Consider the following 22,963-nt stretch of genomic DNA (forward strand, 5'->3'; position numbering starts at 1 on the left):
ATCTTCATAACTTAATTTCATAAGAAAAACACCCCAATCGTTAGATTTTGTGTCTAACTTTTGGGGTGCAGTTCACAGACGCGGCTCTTTTAGTATTTAAAAATCAAAGTGATAGCAAGCCCAGGACTCTATAGTTTTGTCTGGTTCCAGCAAGTGACTTTTTTCAATAGAAGCTAGGCATTCTAAGCTAAAGGCTCCTTGTTTGACCGCTAGCTTAGGATTATTGTTATTGTAGGTATAGAGGACCAGTCCATCTTGATTCGTTGAAAGATGGAGTTTAATTTTTCCATCTGGGCTTGTTACTGTTGCAGTCTGTGCAGGCTTGGTTAGTAACCAACAATTATCAAAACCGCCTAATAGTTCCAGTTGAGGATGAGATTGACCAAGACCTTCTCCAAATGATTTTTCGTATCGATAATCATAGGGAGTTTGACTGACCTGATGGATGCCATCAAATCTACCCTGCTCAGTATAATACTGAACCCTATCAGCCTCTATCTGTAAGCCATGGTCATGAATAGGCTCCATAAAATTCCCTGTCAAATTAAAGAAGGCGTGATTGGTCGGATTGAAGAGCGTTGCTTGACTACTTCTTCCTTTATAACTAACATGGAGTGAGTTATCTTCTCGCAAGCAATAGGTAGCTGACAATTGAATCGGACCAGGAAATCCGTTATAGTTATCTGCCAAGGTCAATATAAAAGTAACACTATTATTTTGGACATCGCATTCTGATTGCCATAGCTGCATGCTAGCTGATTTTGGACCAGAATGCAATGAGAAGCCCGGACCATTTTCAGCCAATTCCAAGACTCGATCATAAAGAGTGATTTCCCCCTGGAACAAACGACCTGCTACTGGAGCAACTGTTGCACCAATATAGGGTGTTTCTTGGTATTCTTCAGCAGAATGACGGCTTAAACAGACATTTCGTAACCCCCTATTTTCTTCTACTGGAAGTAGAATGTTAACAATCCTCGCTCCAAAGTCAGTCAAAACAACCTGCATCCCTTTGGAATTTTTCAAACGATAGGTTAATGAACCCAAACCAAACGGCTTAATGTCTATGGAATTCATATGCTCACCTACTTATTATTTGTTTTCTTCAAAAACAATTTGACCAGCGATTCCGGTTTTCTTAACTGCTAAATCTTCGGATAAAATGAGGAAATCCGCTGCTTTTCCATAGTCAATGGAACCGACAGTATCAAATACCCCAAGCAGTTTGGCAGGATTTTCCGTCAACAGTGGTAAGACTTTTTCTACCTTCTCACCTGTAAATTTGCAAATATTTTTAAGTGCTTGAATAGTTGTGAGGGTACTTCCTGCACGAACCTTTTCAGTCGCCAGTTGGGCATCGCCATCTATTACGACAATATCATTCACACCTAGCTTGTAATTGCCATCTGGTAAACCCGCTGCCATGATTGAATCTGTAATAGCTATAACCTTCTCCCAACCTTTTGTTGCAAGGAGCATCTTGACCGTACCTGGATGAAGGTGGCGACCATCACAAATGGCTTCACAATAGACGCTGTCCTTTTCCAAAACTGCTCCCATAATGGCTGGCTCATGCTGATGGAAAAGTCGCATAGCATTGAAGGTGTGGGTACAGGTTTCTGCTCCCTTTTCAATAGCCTGACAGGCAATATCATAAGTCGCTGCAGAATGTCCAATTGAAACCTTGATGCCCAACTGACGTAAGTTTGGAATGGCTTCTAGTACACCTGGGACTTCTGGAGCAACAGTAATATAGCGTATATCTCCTTGTGCCCGCTCTTGCAAAGATTGGACCATTTTTGCATCGTAGTCAACCAAGAGATGGGCTGGCATGGAACCACGATACTCATGCGATAAGAATGGACCTTCTAGATGGATACCACGAATGACCTTTGCTGTATTTTCCTTGTATATATTATAAGCGTCAATACAGGCTTCAATTTGTGGCAGTTCATCTGTCACCAAAGACATATGGGCATAGGTCGTTCCCTGACTTGCAAAGAACTGACTAACTTTTTCTAGACTATCTGGATCAGCATGATTAAAATCTACATGGTAGCCACCATGAGTATGTATATCAAAAAATCCTGGAACCACAAGTTGACCTTGAGCGTCAATGACTTCTGCACCGTCTGCTTCAAGGGTCTTCCCAAATAAACTAAAGCGTCCATTTTCAATCAGGATATCTTCATTTGAAAATTGTCTGTTTCGATAGACTGTACCATTTTTAATTACTAATTTTGTCATGTATTCACTCCTTACTGGGCTAAGTATTCACTGAGGTAGAGCTGATAATCGGGGTGGCTTTGTAGAAGGGTCACTGGAAAATCTGCACTTGGTTCAGCACAAGCTGCCCGACGTACAACTCCATAATGCCATTCTCTAAAGACTCCAAGACGAATTTTTTTAGACTTCAAAATTTCCCTCATACCAATTGTTACACAATAAGTAGGCATAGCTTCCAAAGCACCACGCAGGTCACCGATGGAATTTACAGCCCGTGTCTCAGCTGCGATAGCAAGCACTCGTGTTGGTAAGGCTGCAAAGGCATCCTTAGACAGACTTGGTTCAGGCTCGTTAAAGGCCACGTGCCCATTGATACCAATACCACCTAGACACAAATCGACCTTTCCAAGTTTCCGAATGGTTCGTTCAACCAATTCTAAGTCCCTTGGATCTGGGAAAATCCGTTGTTCTTCAGGCATGATTAATTCAGGAGCAATCTGGCTGTAGACTGTTCGATTCATAAAACCACGAAAACTGAGCGGATGGTTAATGTCAATCCACTCTTTTTCATCAGTCAGGTACTCATCCATGTTGATGAACCAAACATAAGCTAGGCTAACTCTTTTCTCATTGACCATTTTTACAAAATAAGGATAGTGCCCTACAGGACCGACTGGGCAAATGATAACCGTCGGTTCATCTTTGGCATTATTGGCTTCGATTGTATCAACCATTTCCTGAGCCAAGGCTTGAAATATGTCGTCATTTGTTTTTGCAATGACCAAGGGGACCTTGCTTTCCCGAATCAAGTCTTCCCCTTTCAACTGATAATATTCTTGCATAGTTCCTCCATTTTATTTCTAGCTAGAACAAATGTTCTAAATTTAATTCACGGATAGTTTGGACAACCTCCTTACTTCTACGTACTCCAAATTTTTTTAATATAGAGGTTATCTGGGTTTTAATGGTAACAGGTTCTACATACCGTAGTTTTGCCATGTCAGATATTTTATAATTGTCTAATAACAACCTGACAATTTCTCTTTCAGAAATGGTTAGTTTGGAAAGATTAGTGATAAAAAACAAAAGACTTTTTTCTGATTTTTGTAGACGTTTGTATTCTTGAACCAGAACTTCTTGGGCAATTCCTTCCATCAGAGGATGGCCGGCCATGACGGAATGGATATGATGAAATATCTGCTTATAGTCCACACCTTTGACAATATAATCTACAGCTGGAGTAGCCATGGCTGTAAGAATGGTTTGCCGACTTTCATGGGCTGTCAGATAAATGACCTGGGTCTTAATTCCTAAATCTCCTATCTTTTCTGCTGCGATAATTCCTGCATTCATAGTTTCCATTTCTATATCCATCAGCACAATGTCTGGTGGATTGCTTTTGACCAACTCCACCAATTCTTCCCCAGACTTTGCTAAACCAGTGACTGTAAAAGCGGGATTCTTATCAATGGCTTCCGCTAGATCTTCAAGAATATAAGGCATATCCTCAGCTATCATGACTTCTATCATTGGTGTTACCTCCTGCTTGATATTTTGGAAGATAGACTGTAAAGGTTGTTCCAACACCCAGCTTACTATCACAATAAATACCACCATAATGGTCCTTTAATATTCCACGAACAAAGTAAAGGCCCATGCCCCAGTTTGTCGAGGAATTTTTCTGCGAATAAAAGGGTTCAAAAATTTTCGAATATAGCCTTTTATTGACTCCACAACCGTTATCTTTCACTTCAATCACCGTAAAGGCTCGAACGTTTCTCAGGATTAGTTCAATCTTCCCTTGCCCTCTCTGAATCTTTTGCAAATTGGCTTCATGGGCATTGGACAAAAGATTACTAAGAGCCTCGCTCAACAAGTCCTTATCCGCTAAAATATAAGCATCCGCCTGGCACACCAAATCAATTTCCTGCTGGGGATACTGCTGATGAAATAACTCAATAGCTGCAAATAAGACCTCTCGGGCTGGTACAGGAACTAGATAGGAGGTATTGACACGGATGGAACGATAAAAGCGATTGATTTTGTCAAGACTATCCGAGATATCCTGTTCCAAATCTGTCACATATTTGTCAATCACTTCCTGATTAGCACCTTCTTGAATGGCTGTTTTTAATCGTTTGCTAACGATTTGATGTGACAAGAGTTGATTCTTCATACCATGGATAAACATTGAAGTGGCTGGAGCAATCAATTGCGCTTTTTTCTGAATAGCGACTTCTTGCCGCGTAACGGAAATAGCCCCCTGTATATATCGTACCAAGCCAATTGCACCAAGGATGGTCACTACCAGTGTTGCCATGACCAGAACATAATACAAACGAACAGGCAACAACGTGCTAAAATAGAAAACTCCTTGCTGCCAGACGTAGTTCGAAAGATAAAAATAGTAAATTTGACCAGGTTCTTGCACAAAATAGAGCAAGTATAAACCTGTCAAAGAAGTAATCAGCAAGGCAATCAGGAAAAATTGCCTACGAAATACTGCTAATTCGATAGACAACAACTCCTTGTAGACGATACCCATTGCCACTAGGGTCATACCAATTAACAATAGATTGACCAAACTCATGGTCCCTTCCATGATATCTGGAACGGTGATAAAAAAGGTAAAGAGTGGAGGACTAGAAAGTAAAAGCGTTACAACATTTAGCAATAATATCCACTTAAATCTAGGCATCAAGCTTCTCGCCTTTGGAGAAAGGGAATATGAAACGGCCACTCTGAGCAAAAAATAAGGGAAAAAACATCTTCCAATAGCTAATAGAAACCCCAGTTGGTGGAGGGTGATTGGTAAGGGACGTAAACTATCTCGAACGAGCTTATTGATGAAAAAGAAAGCAATAAAATCATCTTCGATTCCACCTTTTTTAGCAATATAGATTACAACTGTTCCAACGGTTAAGACAAGGCTAAAGAGTAAACTTGAAATAGCAACCGACTCACGAGCACGGTAAAAGAAAGGCAAAATAGCCGAAACTATCACAAATAACAGCAATAGCAAAATAAGCATACTTTCTCCTTTCTGCATTTCATTTTGATAACCAATCACTCCGAGAATATTTAGAAAGAAATAGAGCAAAGCAGGGGGAAATCCATCCTCCTGCCTCCACTTCTCAAGGTTTCTATCACTACATTTGGAACCACATAGATTACTTAAGACTATCTAGCGCCTTGCTCATTTGATCGATGAAGACATATTCAGTCACATCACGAGGAGTGCTTACTGCACCTGCTTTGATAAAGTTTTCTTGTTGTTTTTCATAATAGACTTTAAGGTCACCACTATCGATGAGTTCCTTAATTTGCTTACTGGTCAACCAATCACCATCGTTCAACTGCTCTTTAATGGTTGCAACATCTCCACCGATTTGTTTAGCAGTCCATTCAGCAACTTCTTCTTCATGCTCAGCACGGTAGTCCATTGCACGATAAAGACCTTTCAAGAACTTAGCAACTTTTCCGCTATTTTTTTCAGAATAGCCAGGTGTGGTTGCATAAGAAGCAATGGATGGGAATTCCTTAGCATAGCGTACGTTATTTGCAAGAGAAACTGCTTTATCACCCAACTCGTCTTTAATAGCTGTGGTGTTTGGTGACCAAGTTGCTGCAGCATCGATAGAACCTGAAATCATAGCTGTAACAATTGCTGAAGCATCCATATCCACAATTTCAACATCTGTTTCTGCCAATCCAGCTTCTGCCAATGCTAGTCGAAGAATGGTTTCTGCTGAAGTTCCAGAAGCTGAAGCAATTTTTTTACCTTTCAAATCAGCTAGGCTATTAACACCTTTATCAGTACGGCCAATCACTTCATCCGCATTGCCAAGTTGTGAGAAGGAAATAACTTCTGCACGACCTTCAATCGGTAATTTATGGGCACCTGGGCCAATGTTACCAATATCAATAGTGCCTGATTCCATGGCTGCAATAATAGTTGGTCCGTCAGCGAACTCAACCAATTTTACATCCAAGCCTTCTTCTTCAAAGATACCAGAATTGACACCTGCAATAATATCATGCAAACTAGCGTAGTTTGGCATATAAGCGATATTGATGGTTTCCAATGCAGGTGCTGATTCTTCTGTAGCTTTTTCAGCAGTTGTATTGGAAGTGCTTGTTGAACAAGCAGCTAGACCGACAGCTGCTAAGAAGCACACTGTTGAACGAAAAATCTTAGATTTGTTTAGTTGAAACATAATCTACTCCTTTCAAAAATTTTTTTGACTTATTTTCTAACTTCTAAGTACTCTTCATAAACTTGTGACCAAATGTAGTTTTTGATGTCTAGAAATTCCTTACTTAATTTTGTAGCTTGATCTCTTGGATGCGGAATATTGATATCCACAATTTCTTTGATACGACCTGGACGGGCACTCATGATAATAACGCGACTTCCAAGAATAATAGCTTCATCCACATCGTGAGTGATAAAGAAGCAGGTCTTCCTCTCCTTTTCCCATGTTTTTATCAACTCTTCCTGTAACTGTGTTCTAGTCTGAGCATCTAGAGCTCCAAATGGCTCATCCATTAGCAGAATTGAAGGATTGACCGCGTAAGCTCTGGCAATGGCAACACGCTGCTTCATACCGCCTGATAACTCTTTTGGATAATGATCCGCAAAGTCTTGCAAGTCCACCATTTTGATATAGCGTTCTGCAATCTGCGCTGCTTCTTCTTTGGACTTGCCTTGCATCTCAAGACCAAACATAACATTTTTCTTGACAGTTAACCAAGGAAATAAGGCATATTGCTGAAAGACAACTCCTCGGTCAACACCTGTTCCGACGACTTCTTTTCCGTCACAATACACTTTGCCTTTTGTTGGACTAGATAATCCTGCAATGATATTCAACAGTGTGGATTTTCCACAACCAGATGGGCCAACAACCGTGATAAACTCATTTTCATAAATATCCAGGTTAACACCATTTAGGGCAACGACTTCCCCATTTCTAGTAGGGAAAGACTTGACTACATTATCGATTTTAACTTTTACAGTTCCTGTTTCTCTTGCCATCCAGTCAACTTCCTTTCCATTTCAGCCACTAATTTGTTCACCACAATTCCGATAATGCCGATAATTAAAATATAAAGTAGCATAGGTGGTGAATCAAAGGAGTTATTCAAGGAACGAATCCGCATTCCCAAACCAGCAGAGGCACCTGTTGATTCTGCCGCTATCAAGGTTGTCAAAGCAACAGATGTTCCCAAACGAATGGCAGTCATGACAAATGGTAGAGAGGCCGGAATGAGAATCCGTTTAAAAATATCCAAATCCGAAGCTCCCAAAATGCGAGCTGCCTTTATGAGGGTTGGATCAATATTGATAACCCCTTGATAAATGGTAATCGTCATCGTTAAAAATGTAGCGATCGTAATAACAATAACCTGTGGTAAACGACCTACACCTGCTGAAATAACAACCAGCGGCACATAAGCCAAGGGTGGAATATTTCGGATAAATTGAATCCAAGGTTCTACGATATTACGATATGGAACATACCAAGCCATGACCATGGCATTTGGTACAGACAAGGCAAAACCAGCTAGAAATCCTAGAACGACTGAAATTAAACTTGACTTGATATCCTCAAAGAAGACTCCCCGCTCAATCATTTTAAACAATGATTCCCAGACCAAGCTAATATTTGGAAAACTTCGAGCAGTTTTCTCGTTAATAGACAAGAGCCACCAGACAATTAAAGCAACTATGAGCGACAGGGTTAGCCAAGCATACTTTTCTAGCTTTGCATTTTGAAATAGAGATTTCTTACCCACTAAAAGTACCTCCTTTATGTAGTTCTTAACTAAATTGTAAGCGTTACCAAAAGAAAATACAAGTCAGAAAAAATTTCATACTTTTATTGGATATTGAACTAAAAAAGTTTGATGAGGTTATAAAGATTGATCAAGAGTACAACAAGAATAACAGCTTGAAAGGTTCGTTCGACCTTTTTAACAGATAAACGTTTACTCAGATAGGCTCCTAAAAATCCACCAATAATAGCAGCTGGCACGATATAGAACAATAAACTCAAATCGAATTGTCCTAATTGTCCTTGTACAAGTATAGTTGCAAGCTTAGACAATTGTGAAAACAGTATCGTTGCAATTGAATAGACCGTCGCTTCCTTTATTGGGAGAGAAAAGACTAGCATCAACAAGGATACATTGATAGGACCGCCACCAATTCCCAATAGGCTAGCAAGGCTACCTAATACCAGACCACAGGCTAGATAAGCAAACTTACTAGTCTGATTGAAACTGCGCCAATTTTTAATAGAATATAGGAAAGCAAACAAAAGGCTCAGCATGGTCAATAGGATTTGAAATACTAAGACTAACTCTTCATTTTCCATATTGCTTAACAACCAATTTAAGAAATGGTTACCAAGAATGCCACCCAAAATTGCACCAAATGAAAGAAAGCCTACTTTCATCCAGGAAAGAACAATTCCCTGCCTGATCTGGCGATAGGTCGAAACCAGGGACATGGTAAAGACTGCTACGGAAGAATAGAAGGAAATAGTCGCTACAGAATGAACTCCTATCAAGTCCAGCAAGGGTTTAATGATGACACCCCCGCCCATACCTGAAACAGCACCAACCATGTTTGCAACCACGATGATGAAAAAATAAAGTAAACCTAGGAGCTCCATATCTTACTACCTCCCAAATTCCATTTGTTCTTCTTCATTGCTAGCCATCATAGCGCGGTGCCATCGGAGGTAGCTCATCCTTCATCATCAGATGGACAGCAGCTGTTTTAAAGGCTTTTGGCAGGGCAAGGATATTTGGATTTTTTCCAACGAATTTCTTCTTAGCATCTTCAAGAGCTTCCTCAAAAGTTGCCCTGGTCTTCAATCCCATACCACGCGCATAACCAGGCTTTTCGGCACCAACCAAATAAATAGCAGCTGTATGTTTCTCAGCCAAGTGACCGCAAGAAATCATACTAAAACCATGGAAGGGATGAAAGGCGTTAGCATAACGATATTTACGAATGTATTCTTCATTAGTCGCAAAATATTCCCCATAACGATTCAAATCAACTAAGGTATCTCCTTCCTTCTGGAAGAGCTCATAAAGTTCTGGTAAATAAGGCCATAGACTTTCGTTAAAATAGCCGTTGCAGGTACTTGCACAGATAAAGACACAATTATCGCTCATAATCCGTTTGTGACGGATTACTTGAGCAGACAGGGCCTGCATCAACATGATTGGATTGGTTCCCATACCATCACCATAGTGGAAAAACTGAGGCATACCAAAAACGATAATGTCATACTTTTTCTCTGCAAAAGGTACATAGGTTCTGGCATTGCCAATCTTCCAAGCCTGCTTTTGAACTTCATCAGCAGATCCACTATTGATCTCAATTTGGCGAGATTTGGTGTCCAAAACAGCATCGCAGCAGAAAAATTTCTTGCCCATTTTTTCTTCCATATGCATACCAATTTCATCAAACTTATGGCGCATGAGAGAATCATTATTGACTGGAACAAAGTCTTTTCTGTGCATGACTTTTGGTACATGGTGGGAAGCTATGGATTTCCAGTGGGTAATACCGGTTGAACAATGCTTATAGCCACCAGAATAGCCACCGTAAGGATTGCCTTGCGTATGACCAATCAGAATCGCTACATCACTTTCATATACATACTTGTTCATGATGACAGGATCGCCCTGTCTCGTCTTACCTAAATCAATTAAATGGTCATAGTCCTCGCTATCATGGTTGATAATCTGACCTGTTGGAGCAAATTGATGGTAGAGGTCGGGTCCTAGAACACCGAGAATTTCCTTTTCTGTATTTTTTCGATGCAAACCGTTAGAGCAAATCAGTAAAATATCCTCTTTTTTTACCCCAACACTATACAACTCATCCAAAATCAGCTTAATGGATACCTTGCGATGGGCTGTAGCCTGTTCGCCACCCTTTACCCTATCAGGAAAGACTATCGTTACCTTGCTACCTGGCTTGGCTAATTCTGTCAAAGGGGGCATCCCAAGTGGATTACGAATAGATTCCAAGGTCGCCACTTCAATTTCTTCTTCTGGCAAACAAGGTGGATCGGCTACAGTTTCTCCTGGAATAAACACATCTGTATTGTCCGGCAATTCTGCGGTCATGGTTCCATGACCGTATTCAAATTCAATTTTCATCAATAACTACCTACTATCTTTCTTTTAGGAATAAGTCCGCAATAGCCACATACTCATCAGGGTAAAATCCAATATCACCTGTAAATCGTGTCAAGGCAATCAAGCCACCATCAAGGTTTGGAATCTTGGCTAAACTACCAGCATTGTCTAATTTTAGACCACCTCCATAAATTACATCAAGTGTCGGATAAAGAGTTTTAATGTAGCTAACTACTTCTTCCACCTGCGAGCTAGTAGGCGGTGTCTTACCTGGACCGATAGCCCAAACTGGCTCATAGGCAATGACAATATTTTCTAAGTCCACCTGTTCTAACCCAAGTTGCAATTGATTTTTCAATACTTCTTGCCAATTCTCTCTCTCCTCCAGAGTTTCTCCGATACAATACAATACCTTCAAACCTGCCTCTTGAGCAGCTAGAATTTCTTCCCTCAGAATGCAGTTGACAGATGAAAAATCCGTAACACCTGCCTGACTCAGTATGCCTTTCTTATCCAGTCGTTCTTCCAAATGACCGATAATAGTGGCTCTTACCCCCAATTGCCTCATACTATTTGCAGTTCGGTGGCTGGTAAATGCTCCAAAATTGCCATCAATTGCAGTATCTGCTCGATAGACACTTTGACACCCCAAGCGAAATAACTCCTCATCTTCTAAGGCCGACGCTGCTGTAATAATATGAGCTTCAGGGAAATAGATGGTAAATTCCACATCTGGATAGACTGATTTCAAACTATCCAAACGGTCACAAACTGCTTTTACAATGGTACTCCCCCACTCGTCAGGATGGGATAAGTCATTTACACCACCATATTGTTTCAAAATGTCAAACCTCTTTAAATTCAAATGAATATGGTTCATACTTCCTCCTTACTAATTTTTTCGTTGCAACTCTTCGTTCATTCGCCCTGTTTCATAACCGAAAAGATCGAGAGATACATATATAAAGCCGTATTTCTTTAATGTTTCCACAATCAAATCTCGTTTTTCAAAGGCTAGTACCAATTGCTCTTTTCCCACTTCAATCCGTGCCAAACTGCCATGATGTCTGACTCTGACTTGCTCCAGTCCAATTTTTGCTAAGAAGGCCTCACTTTTCATGACCTGTTTTATCTTTTCACTCGTAATTAAACTGCCATAAGGAAACCTCGACATGACACTACAAGAGGAAGGTTGATTCCAATTGATCCCTGACATCTTTTTAGCAGCATTTCGGACATCCACTTTTGAAAATCCTGCTATTTGAAGGGGACTTTGAACGCCCAGTTTATCTCTAGCTTTTAATCCTGGACGGACATCAAACAAATCATCTATTATCATTCCGTCAACAACATTGGCTAAATCATATTTTTTAGCGAGAGCGATAATACTACTATACATTAGCATCTTGCTGTGATACCAACTTTCAACTGAATAATGTCGAATAGTTTCTAACTTTAGTTCATCCACTCTCAAGACTTCGAACCAGATATCATGTTTCTGAGCGAAGGAGATGGCTTGAGCAGTATCCGATTGTCGAATCAATTTTGAATCAATGATAACCGCCAGGACATTTTTCTTTCCTAATATTTCCTTAGCTTTTAAAAGGAGAAAACTTGAGTCAATTCCTCCTGAAAAGGCTAGGGCTATACGGCCGTAGTCTGTCAGTACCTTTTTTAATTTTTCTTCTTTTGACATCCTTTTCCACCTCTCATGATTCATCCCTTTATCTGAGAATAAGATCCTATTTTCTTTTCAATTCATCAAACATCAATTGTTTATAGTCTTCTACTCCTGGCTGATTAAAAGGATTGACCCCCATGATTTGACAAGATAGGTAGCAGGCAAATTCAAAGAAATAGAATAATTGACCGAAATGATAGGCATCTAGACTATCTATTTTAACCACTGAACAAGGTAATCGTTTGGAATGGGCTTGATAAGTCGCCTCAAATGCGATTTTATTGATTTGCCAAAAATCCTGTCCATCTAAATAATCAAAACCATCATCTTTAGAATCAGGAAGAACAATTAGACTGGCATTGGCCTGCTGGACATCAATAAAGGTTTCGATGACAATCGGACTACCTTCTTGGATAAATTGACCAATGGCATGGAGGTCCTCAGAATATTCTGCACAGGTTGGAAGAAGACCACGACTGTCCTTACCCTCACTCTCACCGAATAATTGCAACCACCATTTGTGCAACCATCCTAATTGTGGTTCAAAGCTAGCTAGCAATTCTACCCGATACCCTCTTCGGTAGCAAACATTCCTATAGACTGCATAAGCATAGGCTGGATTAGAAATGGTCATATCCTGATGAAGCATTTCTTGCATGTTGCTAGCTCCATCTACCAGAGAAGCAATAGCAATGCCTGCAACAGCCATTGGAAATAGGCCGACCGTCGTTACAGCTGTATATCGTCCTCCAACGTCCAGTGGAAATTCCAAAAAACGATAGGAATATTGCTGACAAAAGCTTTCGAAGTGACTACCGACCGTTCCAGTCCCAATGATTCGACGAGCAGCCTCTCTTTCCCCGTAACGTTCAATCAAGTATTTGCGTAATACTCTAAAAGATGAACCTGGTTCTAAGGTTTCAAAATTTTTGGCAATGCAATTTAGATAAACTGATTTTCCTTCCAAACGGTTTAAAACCTGTTTTAATTGAAAGGCTGATAAGGTATTGCCACTATAAATGATTTCTGGACCATCTGTTTGCAAAGCCTTGATAACAGAACGAGCAGCATTATTTGAACCGCCCACTCCTATAACTACAAAAATGTCTGCATCTTTACGAATTTCAGCAGCCAATTCTTCTAGTTCTTTCACTATCTTGGTACCTGCCCATTTGTCAACTGTAAACCAACCCAGACTATCTTGATAGTCAGACTGTTCTTTTAAGATTGTTTCTATCTGGTTTCTATTTTCCTCCAGAAACTCCTGGTAGTCTTGTTTATCCTTATTATTTGGGAAATGTGTGCTAAATTGTATCATCATCTTCTACCCATCTAGGCTTGCTTCTTATACCAATCTATCATTTCTTCTAAGGAATGTTGTTGGATCAAGTTGGCCTTACCATAGCAACCAAACTGGACAATAAGTGGTGCCATGGCTTCTTTAGTTGCCAACTCTATTGCCTGAACAACCAGTCCAACTTCTTCACTTGGGATATTGCCATACATGAGCGTGTCCATAATTGGATAGAGGTAGGCGCGTGGATCAGAAACCGACAGGTTTTCTGCCAAAATCTTATAAATATCTTCTAGCAAAGGAGCTGATTTGAGATCCGGCATCTTCTTAAATAATTCCCGAAGATTGCGCGTGGTTGCCAAACGAAGATCCGTATCCACGTTGATTTTGCTGATACCAACCTTTGAAACCTCTACTAATTGTTGAACCTCAATTCCATGGGCATTCTGAATATCTCCCCCCAGGGAATTGATTTCATCCACAATATATCTAGGAACCGTTGAGGAGCCATGGCTAACCAAAAATCCATCAATTCCCTCATGCTTCATGCATTCTTTAATGGCAATCGGAATTTCTTTACGAATTTTAGTCGCCTTGCCCTTATTTGGTCCATGTGTTGTACCATAGCTAATAGCTAGAGCATCTACCCCAGTTTTCTTAAAGAAATCAATTGCCTGAAGGGGATGTGTATAGGATGAATTTTCACTGAAAACATCGTCCTCCACACCAGCGATGACGCCCAATTCTCCTTCAACTGAAACACCACGCGCATGGGCATACTTGACAACTTCGCGCGTTAATTCGACATTGTCTTTATATGGAAGACTGGAACCATCGATCATGACACTGGTATAACCGCCATCAATCGCAGCCACACAAGCATCAAAGTCATTACCGTGGTCCAAATGAAGTACAATTGGAATATCAACTTCTGCTGCATAGCGTTTCACCGCATCTCCAATATTTTTAGCTCCAATTCGTTTTTCCTCTAAACTACAGTTTTGAAAATCGATTCGTCCCCCCATGAAACCATTGGCCAGATTGGCACCTTGAATAAGGACTGGACTACGTAATTCATTATGGATTTCAATCGCAGCCTTGATTTGCGCTACTGAATTCACATTAAAAGCTGGTTGGGCATACTGCATCTTATCTGCAATTGATAGAATGTCACGTAAATTGACTAGCATATCTTCTCCTTTTCATATCTGAGGTGGATTTCACTCACCACTTGTCACTGTTTACTTGTTTAGTTAAAGGAAATCATGTCAGGCAAATCTGGTCCAATCAATGGTTGGCACCAATCAATAAAGGCCTGAGTTACACCATTTCCATTTTCATTGATAAATTCCTCTGGCATCGTCCGTTCATAGAGCATGACCTCCTCTATGTCTACTAAAAAAGTTTCGATTTGATAGTCCGAATCTTCTATTCGTTTAAAGGCCACCATTTGACCACTACTGCCTGCCATAGCTGCTTCAAACGCTTTAGCACCTGCTAGAACTGCTTCTTCCAAATCCACAGAGCTTTGTAAGGCAATAGACGCACGCCCCAATAAGCCAGGCTTTTCACCTCTAGCCTTATAGCCCAATTTCTGAATGACTAGGTTGGCGAGATGAGCGCTGACATCTCCAAAGTAGGTAGCACGTCCAACTTGGAAAATCGGTTTGACAATCGGCTTCCCTTCCTTGTCAACCAAACCCTCACTAGCAACAACAACAATTCCAGACTTCACCTTTAGCAAGTCAGCAATATCCGATAAAAATTTATCCTCATCAAATGGAACCTCTGGCAGATAAAGCAAATCAGGAGCAAATTCACCGCTTGGATCCGCCAATTGACTAGCTGCTGTTATCCAACCAGCATTCCGTCCCAAAGCCTCGATTACCACAACATGAATCGGCAACCCCTTAACATCTGCACAAATTTCCTTGACACTCTGAGCCATGTAGCGCGCTGCACTTCCAAAACCGGGACTATGATCCGTGATAGCCAAATCGTTGTCCATAGTCTTAGGAATTCCCATTACTTTAATATCAAATGAATGTTCCTGAATGGTTTGAAACAATCGCCCACAGGTATCCATAGTCCCATTTCCACCATTAAAGAAAACATAACCAACCTCATGCTTGTTTAAAATATGAACCATTTGCTCATAGTCATCTTTTTCTAAGGGAGTTCGAGAAGTCCCTATGGCTGTTCCAGGAGTCTGCTTTAAAAGGCTCAATTCTTCAAGCGGAAAATCTGTCAAATCAATAAAATCTTCTTTCAGTAAGCCTTCCGTCCCGTTTCTAGCTGCGAAAACCTTACCCGTAAATTGATGTTTTCTAGTAGCCTCAATGAGGCCATAGAGAGAACCATTCATAACTGCAGTTGGCCCACCGCCATGGATAATCAAAATATTCTGTGTCATTCCTTTCTCCTTTGTTTGTAAAATGATGATTACCAAATAAATATGTAGACTGTCAGAATCCTGTAAATTCTGATAGATAGACGATTTCTTCTGAACTAGACTTCCTACCTAGCACCCTATTCCGATGAGGAAATCTACCAAATCGATCAATAATCTCCTTATGCAACCGAGCATACTTTAATTTCTTTTCATCTCCAAAGCGCTCAAACAAATCAACACTTTGTTCCTGAACTGCTTGATTTTCAGCATGCATAAAGGGCATGAGAGCAGCAAGTCTATAATCCAATGGAAGTTCTGAAAAACTTGAATCTGCAATCATTTTTCTAGCCAGGACTAATGCAGCTTCATCCTGTTCGAATGCTCTGGCTGAATCACGAAACATATTGCGGGAAAATTGGTCAAGTAGGATGATGACTGCAAGACAACCTTCTAGGTTTTCTTGCCAATCAAAAAGACGATTTTGACAAGCCTCCTGCCAAACTCTAAAAAATCTATCACGAATAATCTGATCAAATGGCTCATCCTTAACAAAATGTTTGGAACGATTTTCCGGAGCAAACCAAAAATCCAATACTTCTTGATATGTAACCATACTGCCTCCACCTATTTCATCGATTTTATTTTTTTGTAGGATTGGACCTCACATAATCTTCAGCCGTTTTCATACAAGCCTGATAAATCCTCGAGAATGGAATCTTCTTTTCCAAGGCAAGTGCTTTCATATCCTCAAATTCTGGGGTTACTTTTATCAATCTTTCCTTGAGAAAACCTAGTTTAAACTGAATTAAACCAAACTCCGTCCTTAGCTTAATAAGTGAACGATCTAATACGGTCCTTTCAGTTTCGTACTTGCGAAGGCCAAATGTCGATGTTTCTGTTAATAGATACTCTCCTAACTCCTCACAATCCTCTTCATTACACAGGAGTGTAAGCAGATGTCCTGGTCTATTTTTCTTCATTTGAATCGGTGTCAGATATGCATCTAAAACCTTAGAATTGGAAATTAAGCTCTCTAGAACATAACCTAAAGCTTCAGAGGTCATATCATCAATCTGACATTCCAGAACACTAACCTTATCTACTTTTTTACGGCAATTACCCGTAAGATATTTGGATGGTTAAAGGTCTTGGTTCCTGCACCATAACCAATTTTCTCTATGGTTCCGCATGGAACTTCAGAATAGGTATCAGCCAAAACCTTGGCAAAGGCTGCTCCCGTTGGAGTCGTTAATTCACCCTCACAGCTAAATGAAACCAGCGGCACCCCAACCAATATTTCAGCAGTGGCAGGTGCTGGTATTGGATAGAGTCCGTGCGCAATCTCAATCCAACCATGGCCAACTGCTGGCTTGTTGAAAACCAAATGATCTACACCTAAATTCTCTAAAGCAAGACAAACACCAATGATATCAATAATCGAATCCATAGCTCCGACTTCATGAAAATGCACATCATCCATTGGAAGACCATGAATTTTTCCTTCAGCACGCGCAATCTCTGTAAATAATTGAACACTTCTAGCCTTAACCCTATCAGGCAATTGACTGGATTCAATCATTTGAATGATGGCCTTAGCATGATGATGTGAGTGATGATGTTCATGGTCAGTGTGTTGGTGGTGGAGATTTCCGTCTACATGGAAATGAGTATGTTCATGATGATGGTGGTGATGAGATTGACCATGTTCATGACCATGAGAGTCTTTATGACTATGTCTATGATGTGTGTGACTAGCCTCTTCTTCATTTGATGGCGCTTCTGCCATCCCATTCGCCAACTCTACAACCAAATAGCTAGCTGTAATCCCTTTTTCATTCTTGGAAATCACATCCATTTTAAAAACTTGGATAGGTAGTTTAGCTAGTTCAGTTCTTATATAGTCAATATCAGCTCCCAAATCAATCAAGGCGGCCAACATCATATCGCCAGCAATACCATATCTACAATCTACAAACAAATCCATTCTGAAGACCTCACTTTAAACTCTTTTTATAACACTAGGCTTGATTCATCAATTTTAAGATGAGCGAAGCTTGATAGGCAGCACCAAAACCATTATCGATATTGACTACACTAATTCCAGATGAACAGGAAGTCGTCATAGCCAAAAGTGTTGTTAAACCATCCAAATTTGCCCCATAACCAACAGAAGTTGGAACAGCAATTACTGGGACGGATACTAAGCCAGATACCACACTCGGAAGCGCACCTTCCATACCTGCTACTACAATAATGACGCTGGCTTCACGTAAGTTTTCTAATTTCCCTAACAAGCGGCCTAGCCCTGCCACACCTACATCCTGTATAGTATCGGTCTGACACCCCATCCATTGACAAACTACAGCTGCCTCTTCCACAACCTTGTAGTCAGAAGTTCCTGCAGATAGCACCAAAACCTTGCCATTTTTCATTGTCGGAAATGGTCTGCTGTACCAAATTTGGCTGGATTCAAAATAGAAGCCATTAGGCAGCTTATCCTCTAGCTCCTTCCATTTATCAAAAGATAATTTTGTAATCATGACAGGTTGATTGGCGGCATCCAATTTCAAAGCAACATCTAGAATCTGCTGAGGTGTTTTATGTAGTCCATAAATAATTTCAGGGAAGCCTTTGATATTGATTCTTTCAAGATCAACATGATTCATTTTCATTATATCCATGTTCTAACCTCCTAAAATTCAATATTTTATTATAACTATATAATACTAAATTTTAATAAAAATTGTAAGCGTTTTTTTAAAATTGACTTATATTTTTATAAAAAGTTTACATTTCTATTATGAACCACCAGATATTTTTCTCTCATCTCCAAATCCATTTTAGAGTAAAGAAAAAGACTAGCAGTATTTGGACTGTTAACTTGATAATGGTCAGTTTCAGATAAATTATTATAAGTGGCTTTAGAGTATTCCTCAATGATTGCATCTCGAATTTCATTAGCCGTACCTGCATTTGCCCTATTGAAAGACGCTTTAATCTGCCCTGGTACTTGCAAACCTACTTTATAAGCTTCAACTGGAATCACTACACCGATATCTAACTCTTTACTAAAAAAGCTTCTGCTTTCCCTTTTGAGCGACAAATCCAATAATTACCCTCCAGATCCCTCGTCCAGAACAAATCATCGATTGCAACATTTCTAAAAATATTTAAAACTGGGTTAATTCTTTTCATACCACTTCTGACAGTATTAAAATATGCTTCAAATGTCTCAAACTCACCTGCCCAACCGATGGCGAGAAACTGTTTGTGGTTACTTAAACAATAATCAATCAACATTACGAGCTCTATCAACTGTTGCTCTTCCACTTCCAAGAGAAGCAAGATGACCAGTTTTTTGGACTGATTGAGGAGACAATTTCCAGCGTCAATCCTGTCTTTCAGACAGTTTTTAGAACATTTTTAAAGGACAGGGACAAGATTGTCAATGCCCTGAAACTGCTGTTCTCAAACGCCAAACTGGAAGCTACCAACAATCTCATCAAAATCATAAAGCGTAACGCTTTTGGCGTCAGAAACTTTGAAAACTTCAAAACTCGCATTTTCATTGCCATAAACATAAAACGAGAGAAGACAATTCCTGTCCTCTCTCGGTGTTAAATGGGTCGACCTTCTACAGTTGACAAAGAGCCTCTTTTTTTAAATTTTTAGTCCCTATAGGCCGTATACATTATAAATTATTTCATCAATGTCTTTCTGATTGTTTTTACCCTCACTAATAATTTCTTCCACAAGCATCGTCAAAGTATTATTAGTTTCAGAATCAATTTTAGGAAACGGAAGCTCCATTAAATTACCTTTAAGAACTTTTAATTCTCCAAACAACTTTTCATATAAAAATTGATACAAGCTAGAATTTAAAAATGCTAAAACTGTTTTAGTTGACATACCTGGTACATTCGGTATTAAGATATTAGCACTATTTAAGAAAAGACTAGAAGTGTCATCATATGCGAACATCAGCTTATTTGAGACAAATTTATAGACTAATTTTTCTTTAGCTCTATAGATTTCATCTCTAGCTACTTGCTGGAAAGAATCTCTATCGTAATGGATATAATTTTTAGCTTCTCTGAGCCTAAATTTATCAATTTCTTTGCCAGTATAAATCTTCTCTAGATTAGGACCATCACTAGACTTTAATTTTTCCTTATTGTTTCCTGTAACAATTCCTAGTGCCCATTCGCTACTTGATAATGAATATGCTGATTTGCTTAAGACCTTTTCAATAATTTTTTCTTCCTGTGGTTTCAATAATGAAAACACCTTATTCTCTGTATGCTGAAAGGCAGTGTATTCAACATAAAATTCTTCATTTTTATTACGGACTTTTATTACACTAGTCTTAATACCCTTGATAAACTTCATACTAATAAAATTTGTTACAACTCCCGTAAATGAAGAACTATATTGATGTATTTCATTTAAATCCTGATTTAATATAATGAACTCGCGAATCACTTTATGCGACTTAACATTAAGAATTGACTCTGGGAACAGAAAATTGATTTTGCCTCTATTTTTCAATAGATTGTATGATTTTACAAAAAAGTGTACGAAAGATTCTTTTGAATCAATCAAATTAGAAACTATTTTTGTCTTATTACCCCAGGGTGGATTAGTTGCAATGTAATCAAAACTAGACTTTTTATTAAAGAACACCTCGTCTTGTAAAAAATCTCTACATAAAATTTGTGGTATAAAGTCAATGTCTTTATATAGAAGGATTAAGTTCAATTTTGCAATAAATACCGCAATTGGATCCTTTTCAATACCAAATAAACTTGATGGATCTTTTGTAGATACTCCCATCAAAAATGCACCACTTCCACAACAAGGATCTAAGAAACATTGCCCTTCTCTCAAATCAAATTCAGACAACATATCATTTACAATTTTCCTTGGTGTATAATAAGAACCATTTTTGTTCTTATCTCCCTCAGATAAAAGACTTTGATATAATGCACCTAGAAAATCTTCATTGTGACTAAATCTAGGTATTACCTCATCAATTTGTATCAAATCAATACTGTTTTCTTTTTGAAAATCAAGTAATATATCTTGAACTGATTGCCTCTCACAAATGCCCTCTGACTGTAATAAAATTACTGCAATGCTATAGATAATCTCAGGTATACTATACCCTATATACGATTCACATATTTTTTCAATAAGCTTAATTTTAGCAGAATCTAGTAGGTACTCAACAGGGATTATCTTTTTTAAAGATTTTTGTTTATTAGCACGACTTGTTAATTTACCATCTGTACTTACTGAGAGTCTATCCCAATTTCGTCGTGTCGCATCTGAAATTATATTTTCCATTTGCCTCCTTTCAATCGTCTATATATTACCTCAAGTAAAACCTATTATCAAGTCATTGTTTAGCTATTTCCTAATGCTAAGAATAGCTCATAAAGTTCTTCATAGCTAACCCAACGATAAAACTGATTCTCCAAATGATACTGAATTGTTTTATCGTTTAAATGAAATTGCCCCTCACCTTCATTACCACGGTGTTGTTTGTTGGAGTAATTAGGCAATGAAAATACATCATGACTATCCACCTTGAAAATTGCAATTCTATCTTGGAAGAATAATCCATAATAGAGAACATCAAATTCTGCAGTTTTTACCTGTTGAATGTTACAATCAAATTTTGAAGTATAGATATCATGACTATCCATCATTCTATGTTCCACTGTTGAATCAAGAATTTGTTGGATAACATTCTGCTCAGTAATTGTGGACCTACTCTTCTTCATCACAGTTGAAAACTTTACTTCAATACGATTCAATTCTACACTCATATCAGTTTCTAAACCATCAGCTACACCATCATTTATATACATTGCACTAGTTATAAGTCCACTTGAAATAACTTCAGATTCTGGTATCACATACTTTTTCCATCAGAATCCGTCACACAGACACCAATATGCCCATAGACCAAACCATCTGTCTCAATGACATAAAAATCACCTGCTTTAGGATTTACACCCCATGCATCATAGATGACTTGGAAACCATTTGATTTTGCTTTCTTCAAACAGTCAATGGCATTAGTATAGGACATATTCTTGTCCGTAAGTTCTTGAACAATCTTATCCACCAAGGCAACACACTGCCCACCATAAGGATTAGATGGAACGGTCACCTTTTGACCGACCTTAGAAAATGCTGACGCAACCACACGGCTTGCAACGCTAGTTGGAATAGCCGTTGTTGTCCTTGAAGCAGCGTTAACCTTGAGTGTTTGTCCAACTTTAAGGATATCCGACTTCTTCAAACCATTCACCACAAGAAGGGCATCTACTGATAGACCGAACTTCCGAGCGATTCCATAATACGTATCGCCTTTCTGTGCTTGATAGGTCTGCTCACTATGGCCTTTGGTTGTTCCTTCTACATCCTGCTCAAGCACCCATGACTTGATTCCATCAAGTAGATAAGCTCTCTTACTGTTGGACTGGTGAACATTCTTCACTTGGAGGATTTTGTAGGTGCGCCCTTTGACCCAGTTGGCAATTTTCTGACCAGTCTGATAATGAGTCGCATGAGGCAACACCCTAAGACTATCACCAACAAGATAGATTGATTTTGAAGGAGTTCCTGAACTCCCAACAGTTGAACTGGGGGGCGAGGGAACTATTGTCTTGACTTCAACTCCTGTTATTGCTGACACAAGACCTTTCGCAATGTCCTCTTTCTTGGTTTCAAAAATCGCCATATCTTGTTCATTATCGATGAAGGCAATCTCCACCAAACGATAGGTATATCCACGACTCGCTGCTTGGTTGGCATTATAGAGCCAATCTACCTTCTTAATGCCACGATTTTGAAAGTATCGTGAAAGGAGAGATAGGATAGCCATATCTTCCTTGTCTGCTTCTAAAGAAGATTGAATCAAGACTTCTGTACCTTTGGCACTACCATTAAAGGCATTGAAGTGCAATTCAGTAATTGAGTCGTATCCCTTACCAATACTAGTAATACTCCGATATTCATAAACATTTTGTTCGGTAATAAAATCAATCTGTTGTCCACTGTACTTAGACATTAACTTGGCTAATTCTCGAACCTTTCCTGCTTCTGTGATGCCTAGTTTGGCATTCACTGCTCCAGGATCATAGCCTGTTCGCCCCTGTCCATGACCACAAATGACTAGATGTTTTCCCATATC

At 39.3% G+C, this 22,963-nt stretch carries 21 protein-coding genes and 3 pseudogenes; 1 reads left to right on the plus strand and 23 read right to left on the minus strand.

What is annotated here, in order from left to right; genetic code table 11:
- Positions 1-96 precede the first annotated feature (96 nt).
- The 20 genes and pseudogenes from ACEE44_RS04265 to ACEE44_RS04360 form a co-directional block, all read right to left on the minus strand.
- Positions 97-1,077: an aldose epimerase family protein gene (locus ACEE44_RS04265; RefSeq protein ID WP_449171384.1), complete on the minus strand. Its 981-nt coding sequence runs from the start codon at positions 1,075-1,077 to the stop codon at positions 97-99.
- A 15-nt stretch (positions 1,078-1,092) separates the two neighbouring features.
- Positions 1,093-2,247 carry an N-acetylglucosamine-6-phosphate deacetylase gene (gene nagA / locus ACEE44_RS04270; RefSeq protein WP_449171385.1) on the minus strand — a complete coding sequence of 385 codons (1,155 nt, stop codon included), beginning with the start codon at positions 2,245-2,247 and terminating at the stop codon, positions 1,093-1,095.
- Positions 2,248-2,258: 11 nt separating this feature from the next.
- Complete coding sequence (locus ACEE44_RS04275; protein WP_449171386.1) at positions 2,259-3,068, minus strand: glucosamine-6-phosphate isomerase; 810 nt, start codon at positions 3,066-3,068, stop codon at positions 2,259-2,261.
- Between the two features lie 22 nt (positions 3,069-3,090).
- Positions 3,091-3,756, minus strand: coding sequence for a response regulator (locus tag ACEE44_RS04280; protein ID WP_449171387.1), 666 nt, complete (start codon positions 3,754-3,756; stop codon positions 3,091-3,093).
- A complete protein-coding gene (locus ACEE44_RS04285) occupies positions 3,734-4,924 on the minus strand; it encodes a sensor histidine kinase (protein WP_449171388.1) in 1,191 nt (396 codons plus the stop codon). Before ACEE44_RS04285 ends, ACEE44_RS04280 begins: the two co-directional genes overlap by 23 nt.
- A gap of 472 nt (positions 4,925-5,396) precedes the next feature.
- On the minus strand, positions 5,397-6,443 hold the full coding sequence (locus tag ACEE44_RS04290) for an ABC transporter substrate-binding protein (protein WP_449171389.1): 1,047 nt from the start codon (positions 6,441-6,443) through the stop codon (positions 5,397-5,399).
- Positions 6,444-6,472: 29 nt separating this feature from the next.
- Positions 6,473-7,264, minus strand: a complete 792-nt coding sequence (locus tag ACEE44_RS04295) for an ABC transporter ATP-binding protein (protein ID WP_332412768.1) — start codon at positions 7,262-7,264, stop codon at positions 6,473-6,475.
- The gene (locus ACEE44_RS04300) at positions 7,240-8,025 is read right to left on the minus strand and encodes an ABC transporter permease (protein ID WP_332412769.1); all 786 of its coding nucleotides are present in this window, start codon (positions 8,023-8,025) and stop codon (positions 7,240-7,242) included. Before ACEE44_RS04300 ends, ACEE44_RS04295 begins: the two co-directional genes overlap by 25 nt.
- A 98-nt stretch (positions 8,026-8,123) precedes the next feature.
- On the minus strand, positions 8,124-8,906 hold the full coding sequence (locus ACEE44_RS04305) for a sulfite exporter TauE/SafE family protein (protein WP_449171390.1): 783 nt from the start codon (positions 8,904-8,906) through the stop codon (positions 8,124-8,126).
- 40 nt (positions 8,907-8,946) lie between these two features.
- On the minus strand, positions 8,947-10,413 hold the full coding sequence (locus tag ACEE44_RS04310; protein WP_449171391.1) for a lactate racemase domain-containing protein: 1,467 nt from the start codon (positions 10,411-10,413) through the stop codon (positions 8,947-8,949).
- Positions 10,414-10,426: 13 nt separating this feature from the next.
- Positions 10,427-11,272, minus strand: coding sequence for a triose-phosphate isomerase family protein (locus ACEE44_RS04315; RefSeq protein ID WP_449171392.1), 846 nt, complete (start codon positions 11,270-11,272; stop codon positions 10,427-10,429).
- A gap of 12 nt (positions 11,273-11,284) precedes the next feature.
- Positions 11,285-12,088 (minus strand): ATP-dependent sacrificial sulfur transferase LarE, encoded by an 804-nt coding sequence (gene larE, locus ACEE44_RS04320; protein WP_449171393.1) that lies wholly within the window; start codon positions 12,086-12,088, stop codon positions 11,285-11,287.
- A gap of 46 nt (positions 12,089-12,134) precedes the next feature.
- Positions 12,135-13,394 carry a hypothetical protein gene (locus ACEE44_RS04325; RefSeq protein ID WP_449171394.1) on the minus strand — a complete coding sequence of 420 codons (1,260 nt, stop codon included), beginning with the start codon at positions 13,392-13,394 and terminating at the stop codon, positions 12,135-12,137.
- Positions 13,395-13,405: 11 nt separating this feature from the next.
- Positions 13,406-14,557 carry a class II fructose-bisphosphate aldolase gene (locus ACEE44_RS04330; protein ID WP_449171395.1) on the minus strand — a complete coding sequence of 384 codons (1,152 nt, stop codon included), beginning with the start codon at positions 14,555-14,557 and terminating at the stop codon, positions 13,406-13,408.
- 59 nt (positions 14,558-14,616) lie between these two features.
- Positions 14,617-15,780, minus strand: a complete 1,164-nt coding sequence (locus ACEE44_RS04335; RefSeq protein ID WP_449171396.1) for a diphosphate--fructose-6-phosphate 1-phosphotransferase — start codon at positions 15,778-15,780, stop codon at positions 14,617-14,619.
- Positions 15,781-15,832: 52 nt separating this feature from the next.
- Positions 15,833-16,372 (minus strand): DUF924 family protein, encoded by a 540-nt coding sequence (locus ACEE44_RS04340; protein ID WP_332412778.1) that lies wholly within the window; start codon positions 16,370-16,372, stop codon positions 15,833-15,835.
- 25 nt (positions 16,373-16,397) lie between these two features.
- Positions 16,398-17,743, minus strand: a pseudogene (gene larC, locus ACEE44_RS04345) (nickel pincer cofactor biosynthesis protein LarC).
- A 34-nt stretch (positions 17,744-17,777) separates the two neighbouring features.
- Positions 17,778-18,440, minus strand: a complete 663-nt coding sequence (gene larB, locus ACEE44_RS04350; RefSeq protein WP_449171397.1) for a nickel pincer cofactor biosynthesis protein LarB — start codon at positions 18,438-18,440, stop codon at positions 17,778-17,780.
- A gap of 95 nt (positions 18,441-18,535) precedes the next feature.
- Positions 18,536-18,868: a hypothetical protein gene (locus ACEE44_RS04355; RefSeq protein WP_449171398.1), complete on the minus strand. Its 333-nt coding sequence runs from the start codon at positions 18,866-18,868 to the stop codon at positions 18,536-18,538.
- The gene (locus tag ACEE44_RS04360; RefSeq protein WP_449171399.1) at positions 18,817-19,059 is read right to left on the minus strand and encodes a hypothetical protein; all 243 of its coding nucleotides are present in this window, start codon (positions 19,057-19,059) and stop codon (positions 18,817-18,819) included. The genes ACEE44_RS04355 and ACEE44_RS04360 overlap by 52 nt, the downstream gene beginning before the upstream one ends.
- Here ACEE44_RS04360 and ACEE44_RS04365 point away from each other — a divergent pair.
- Positions 19,048-19,380: pseudogene (locus ACEE44_RS04365) on the plus strand (transposase); the annotation flags it as partial. The gene ACEE44_RS04360 and the pseudogene ACEE44_RS04365 sit on opposite strands and share 12 nt — an antisense overlap.
- A gap of 54 nt (positions 19,381-19,434) precedes the next feature.
- Here ACEE44_RS04365 and ACEE44_RS04370 read toward each other — a convergent pair.
- The 3 genes and pseudogenes from ACEE44_RS04370 to ACEE44_RS04380 all read right to left on the minus strand — a co-directional run.
- A complete protein-coding gene (locus ACEE44_RS04370; RefSeq protein ID WP_449171400.1) occupies positions 19,435-21,105 on the minus strand; it encodes a TaqI-like C-terminal specificity domain-containing protein in 1,671 nt (556 codons plus the stop codon).
- A 59-nt stretch (positions 21,106-21,164) separates the two neighbouring features.
- The gene (locus ACEE44_RS04375; protein ID WP_449171401.1) at positions 21,165-21,680 is read right to left on the minus strand and encodes a hypothetical protein; all 516 of its coding nucleotides are present in this window, start codon (positions 21,678-21,680) and stop codon (positions 21,165-21,167) included.
- Positions 21,680-22,960, minus strand: a pseudogene (locus ACEE44_RS04380) (N-acetylmuramoyl-L-alanine amidase); the annotation flags it as partial. The gene ACEE44_RS04375 and the pseudogene ACEE44_RS04380, both read right to left, overlap by 1 nt.
- Positions 22,961-22,963 lie beyond the last annotated feature (3 nt).

The organism is Streptococcus sp. 32226D021BW, assembly GCF_053545015.1.

Bases quoted from the DNA above. Each gene is read 5' to 3' on its own strand.
- ACEE44_RS04370 (WP_449171400.1), bottom strand. From the start codon at position 21,105: ATGGAAAATATAATTTCAGATGCGACACGACGAAATTGGGATAGACTC.
- ACEE44_RS04280 (WP_449171387.1), bottom strand. From the start codon at position 3,756: ATGATAGAAGTCATGATAGCTGAGGATATGCCTTATATTCTTGAAGAT.
- ACEE44_RS04360 (WP_449171399.1), bottom strand. From the start codon at position 19,059: ATGTTGATTGATTATTGTTTAAGTAACCACAAACAGTTTCTCGCCATC.
- ACEE44_RS04290 (WP_449171389.1), bottom strand. From the start codon at position 6,443: ATGTTTCAACTAAACAAATCTAAGATTTTTCGTTCAACAGTGTGCTTC.
- ACEE44_RS04305 (WP_449171390.1), bottom strand. From the start codon at position 8,906: ATGGAGCTCCTAGGTTTACTTTATTTTTTCATCATCGTGGTTGCAAAC.
- ACEE44_RS04335 (WP_449171396.1), bottom strand. From the start codon at position 15,780: ATGACACAGAATATTTTGATTATCCATGGCGGTGGGCCAACTGCAGTT.
- ACEE44_RS04340 (WP_332412778.1), bottom strand. From the start codon at position 16,372: ATGGTTACATATCAAGAAGTATTGGATTTTTGGTTTGCTCCGGAAAAT.
- ACEE44_RS04265 (WP_449171384.1), bottom strand. From the start codon at position 1,077: ATGAATTCCATAGACATTAAGCCGTTTGGTTTGGGTTCATTAACCTAT.
- ACEE44_RS04295 (WP_332412768.1), bottom strand. From the start codon at position 7,264: ATGGCAAGAGAAACAGGAACTGTAAAAGTTAAAATCGATAATGTAGTC.
- larB (WP_449171397.1), bottom strand. From the start codon at position 18,440: ATGGATATAATGAAAATGAATCATGTTGATCTTGAAAGAATCAATATC.
- ACEE44_RS04285 (WP_449171388.1), bottom strand. From the start codon at position 4,924: ATGCCTAGATTTAAGTGGATATTATTGCTAAATGTTGTAACGCTTTTA.
- ACEE44_RS04325 (WP_449171394.1), bottom strand. From the start codon at position 13,394: ATGATGATACAATTTAGCACACATTTCCCAAATAATAAGGATAAACAA.
- ACEE44_RS04275 (WP_449171386.1), bottom strand. From the start codon at position 3,068: ATGCAAGAATATTATCAGTTGAAAGGGGAAGACTTGATTCGGGAAAGC.
- nagA (WP_449171385.1), bottom strand. From the start codon at position 2,247: ATGACAAAATTAGTAATTAAAAATGGTACAGTCTATCGAAACAGACAA.
- ACEE44_RS04315 (WP_449171392.1), bottom strand. From the start codon at position 11,272: ATGAACCATATTCATTTGAATTTAAAGAGGTTTGACATTTTGAAACAA.
- ACEE44_RS04330 (WP_449171395.1), bottom strand. From the start codon at position 14,557: ATGCTAGTCAATTTACGTGACATTCTATCAATTGCAGATAAGATGCAG.
- larE (WP_449171393.1), bottom strand. From the start codon at position 12,088: ATGTCAAAAGAAGAAAAATTAAAAAAGGTACTGACAGACTACGGCCGT.
- ACEE44_RS04310 (WP_449171391.1), bottom strand. From the start codon at position 10,413: ATGAAAATTGAATTTGAATACGGTCATGGAACCATGACCGCAGAATTG.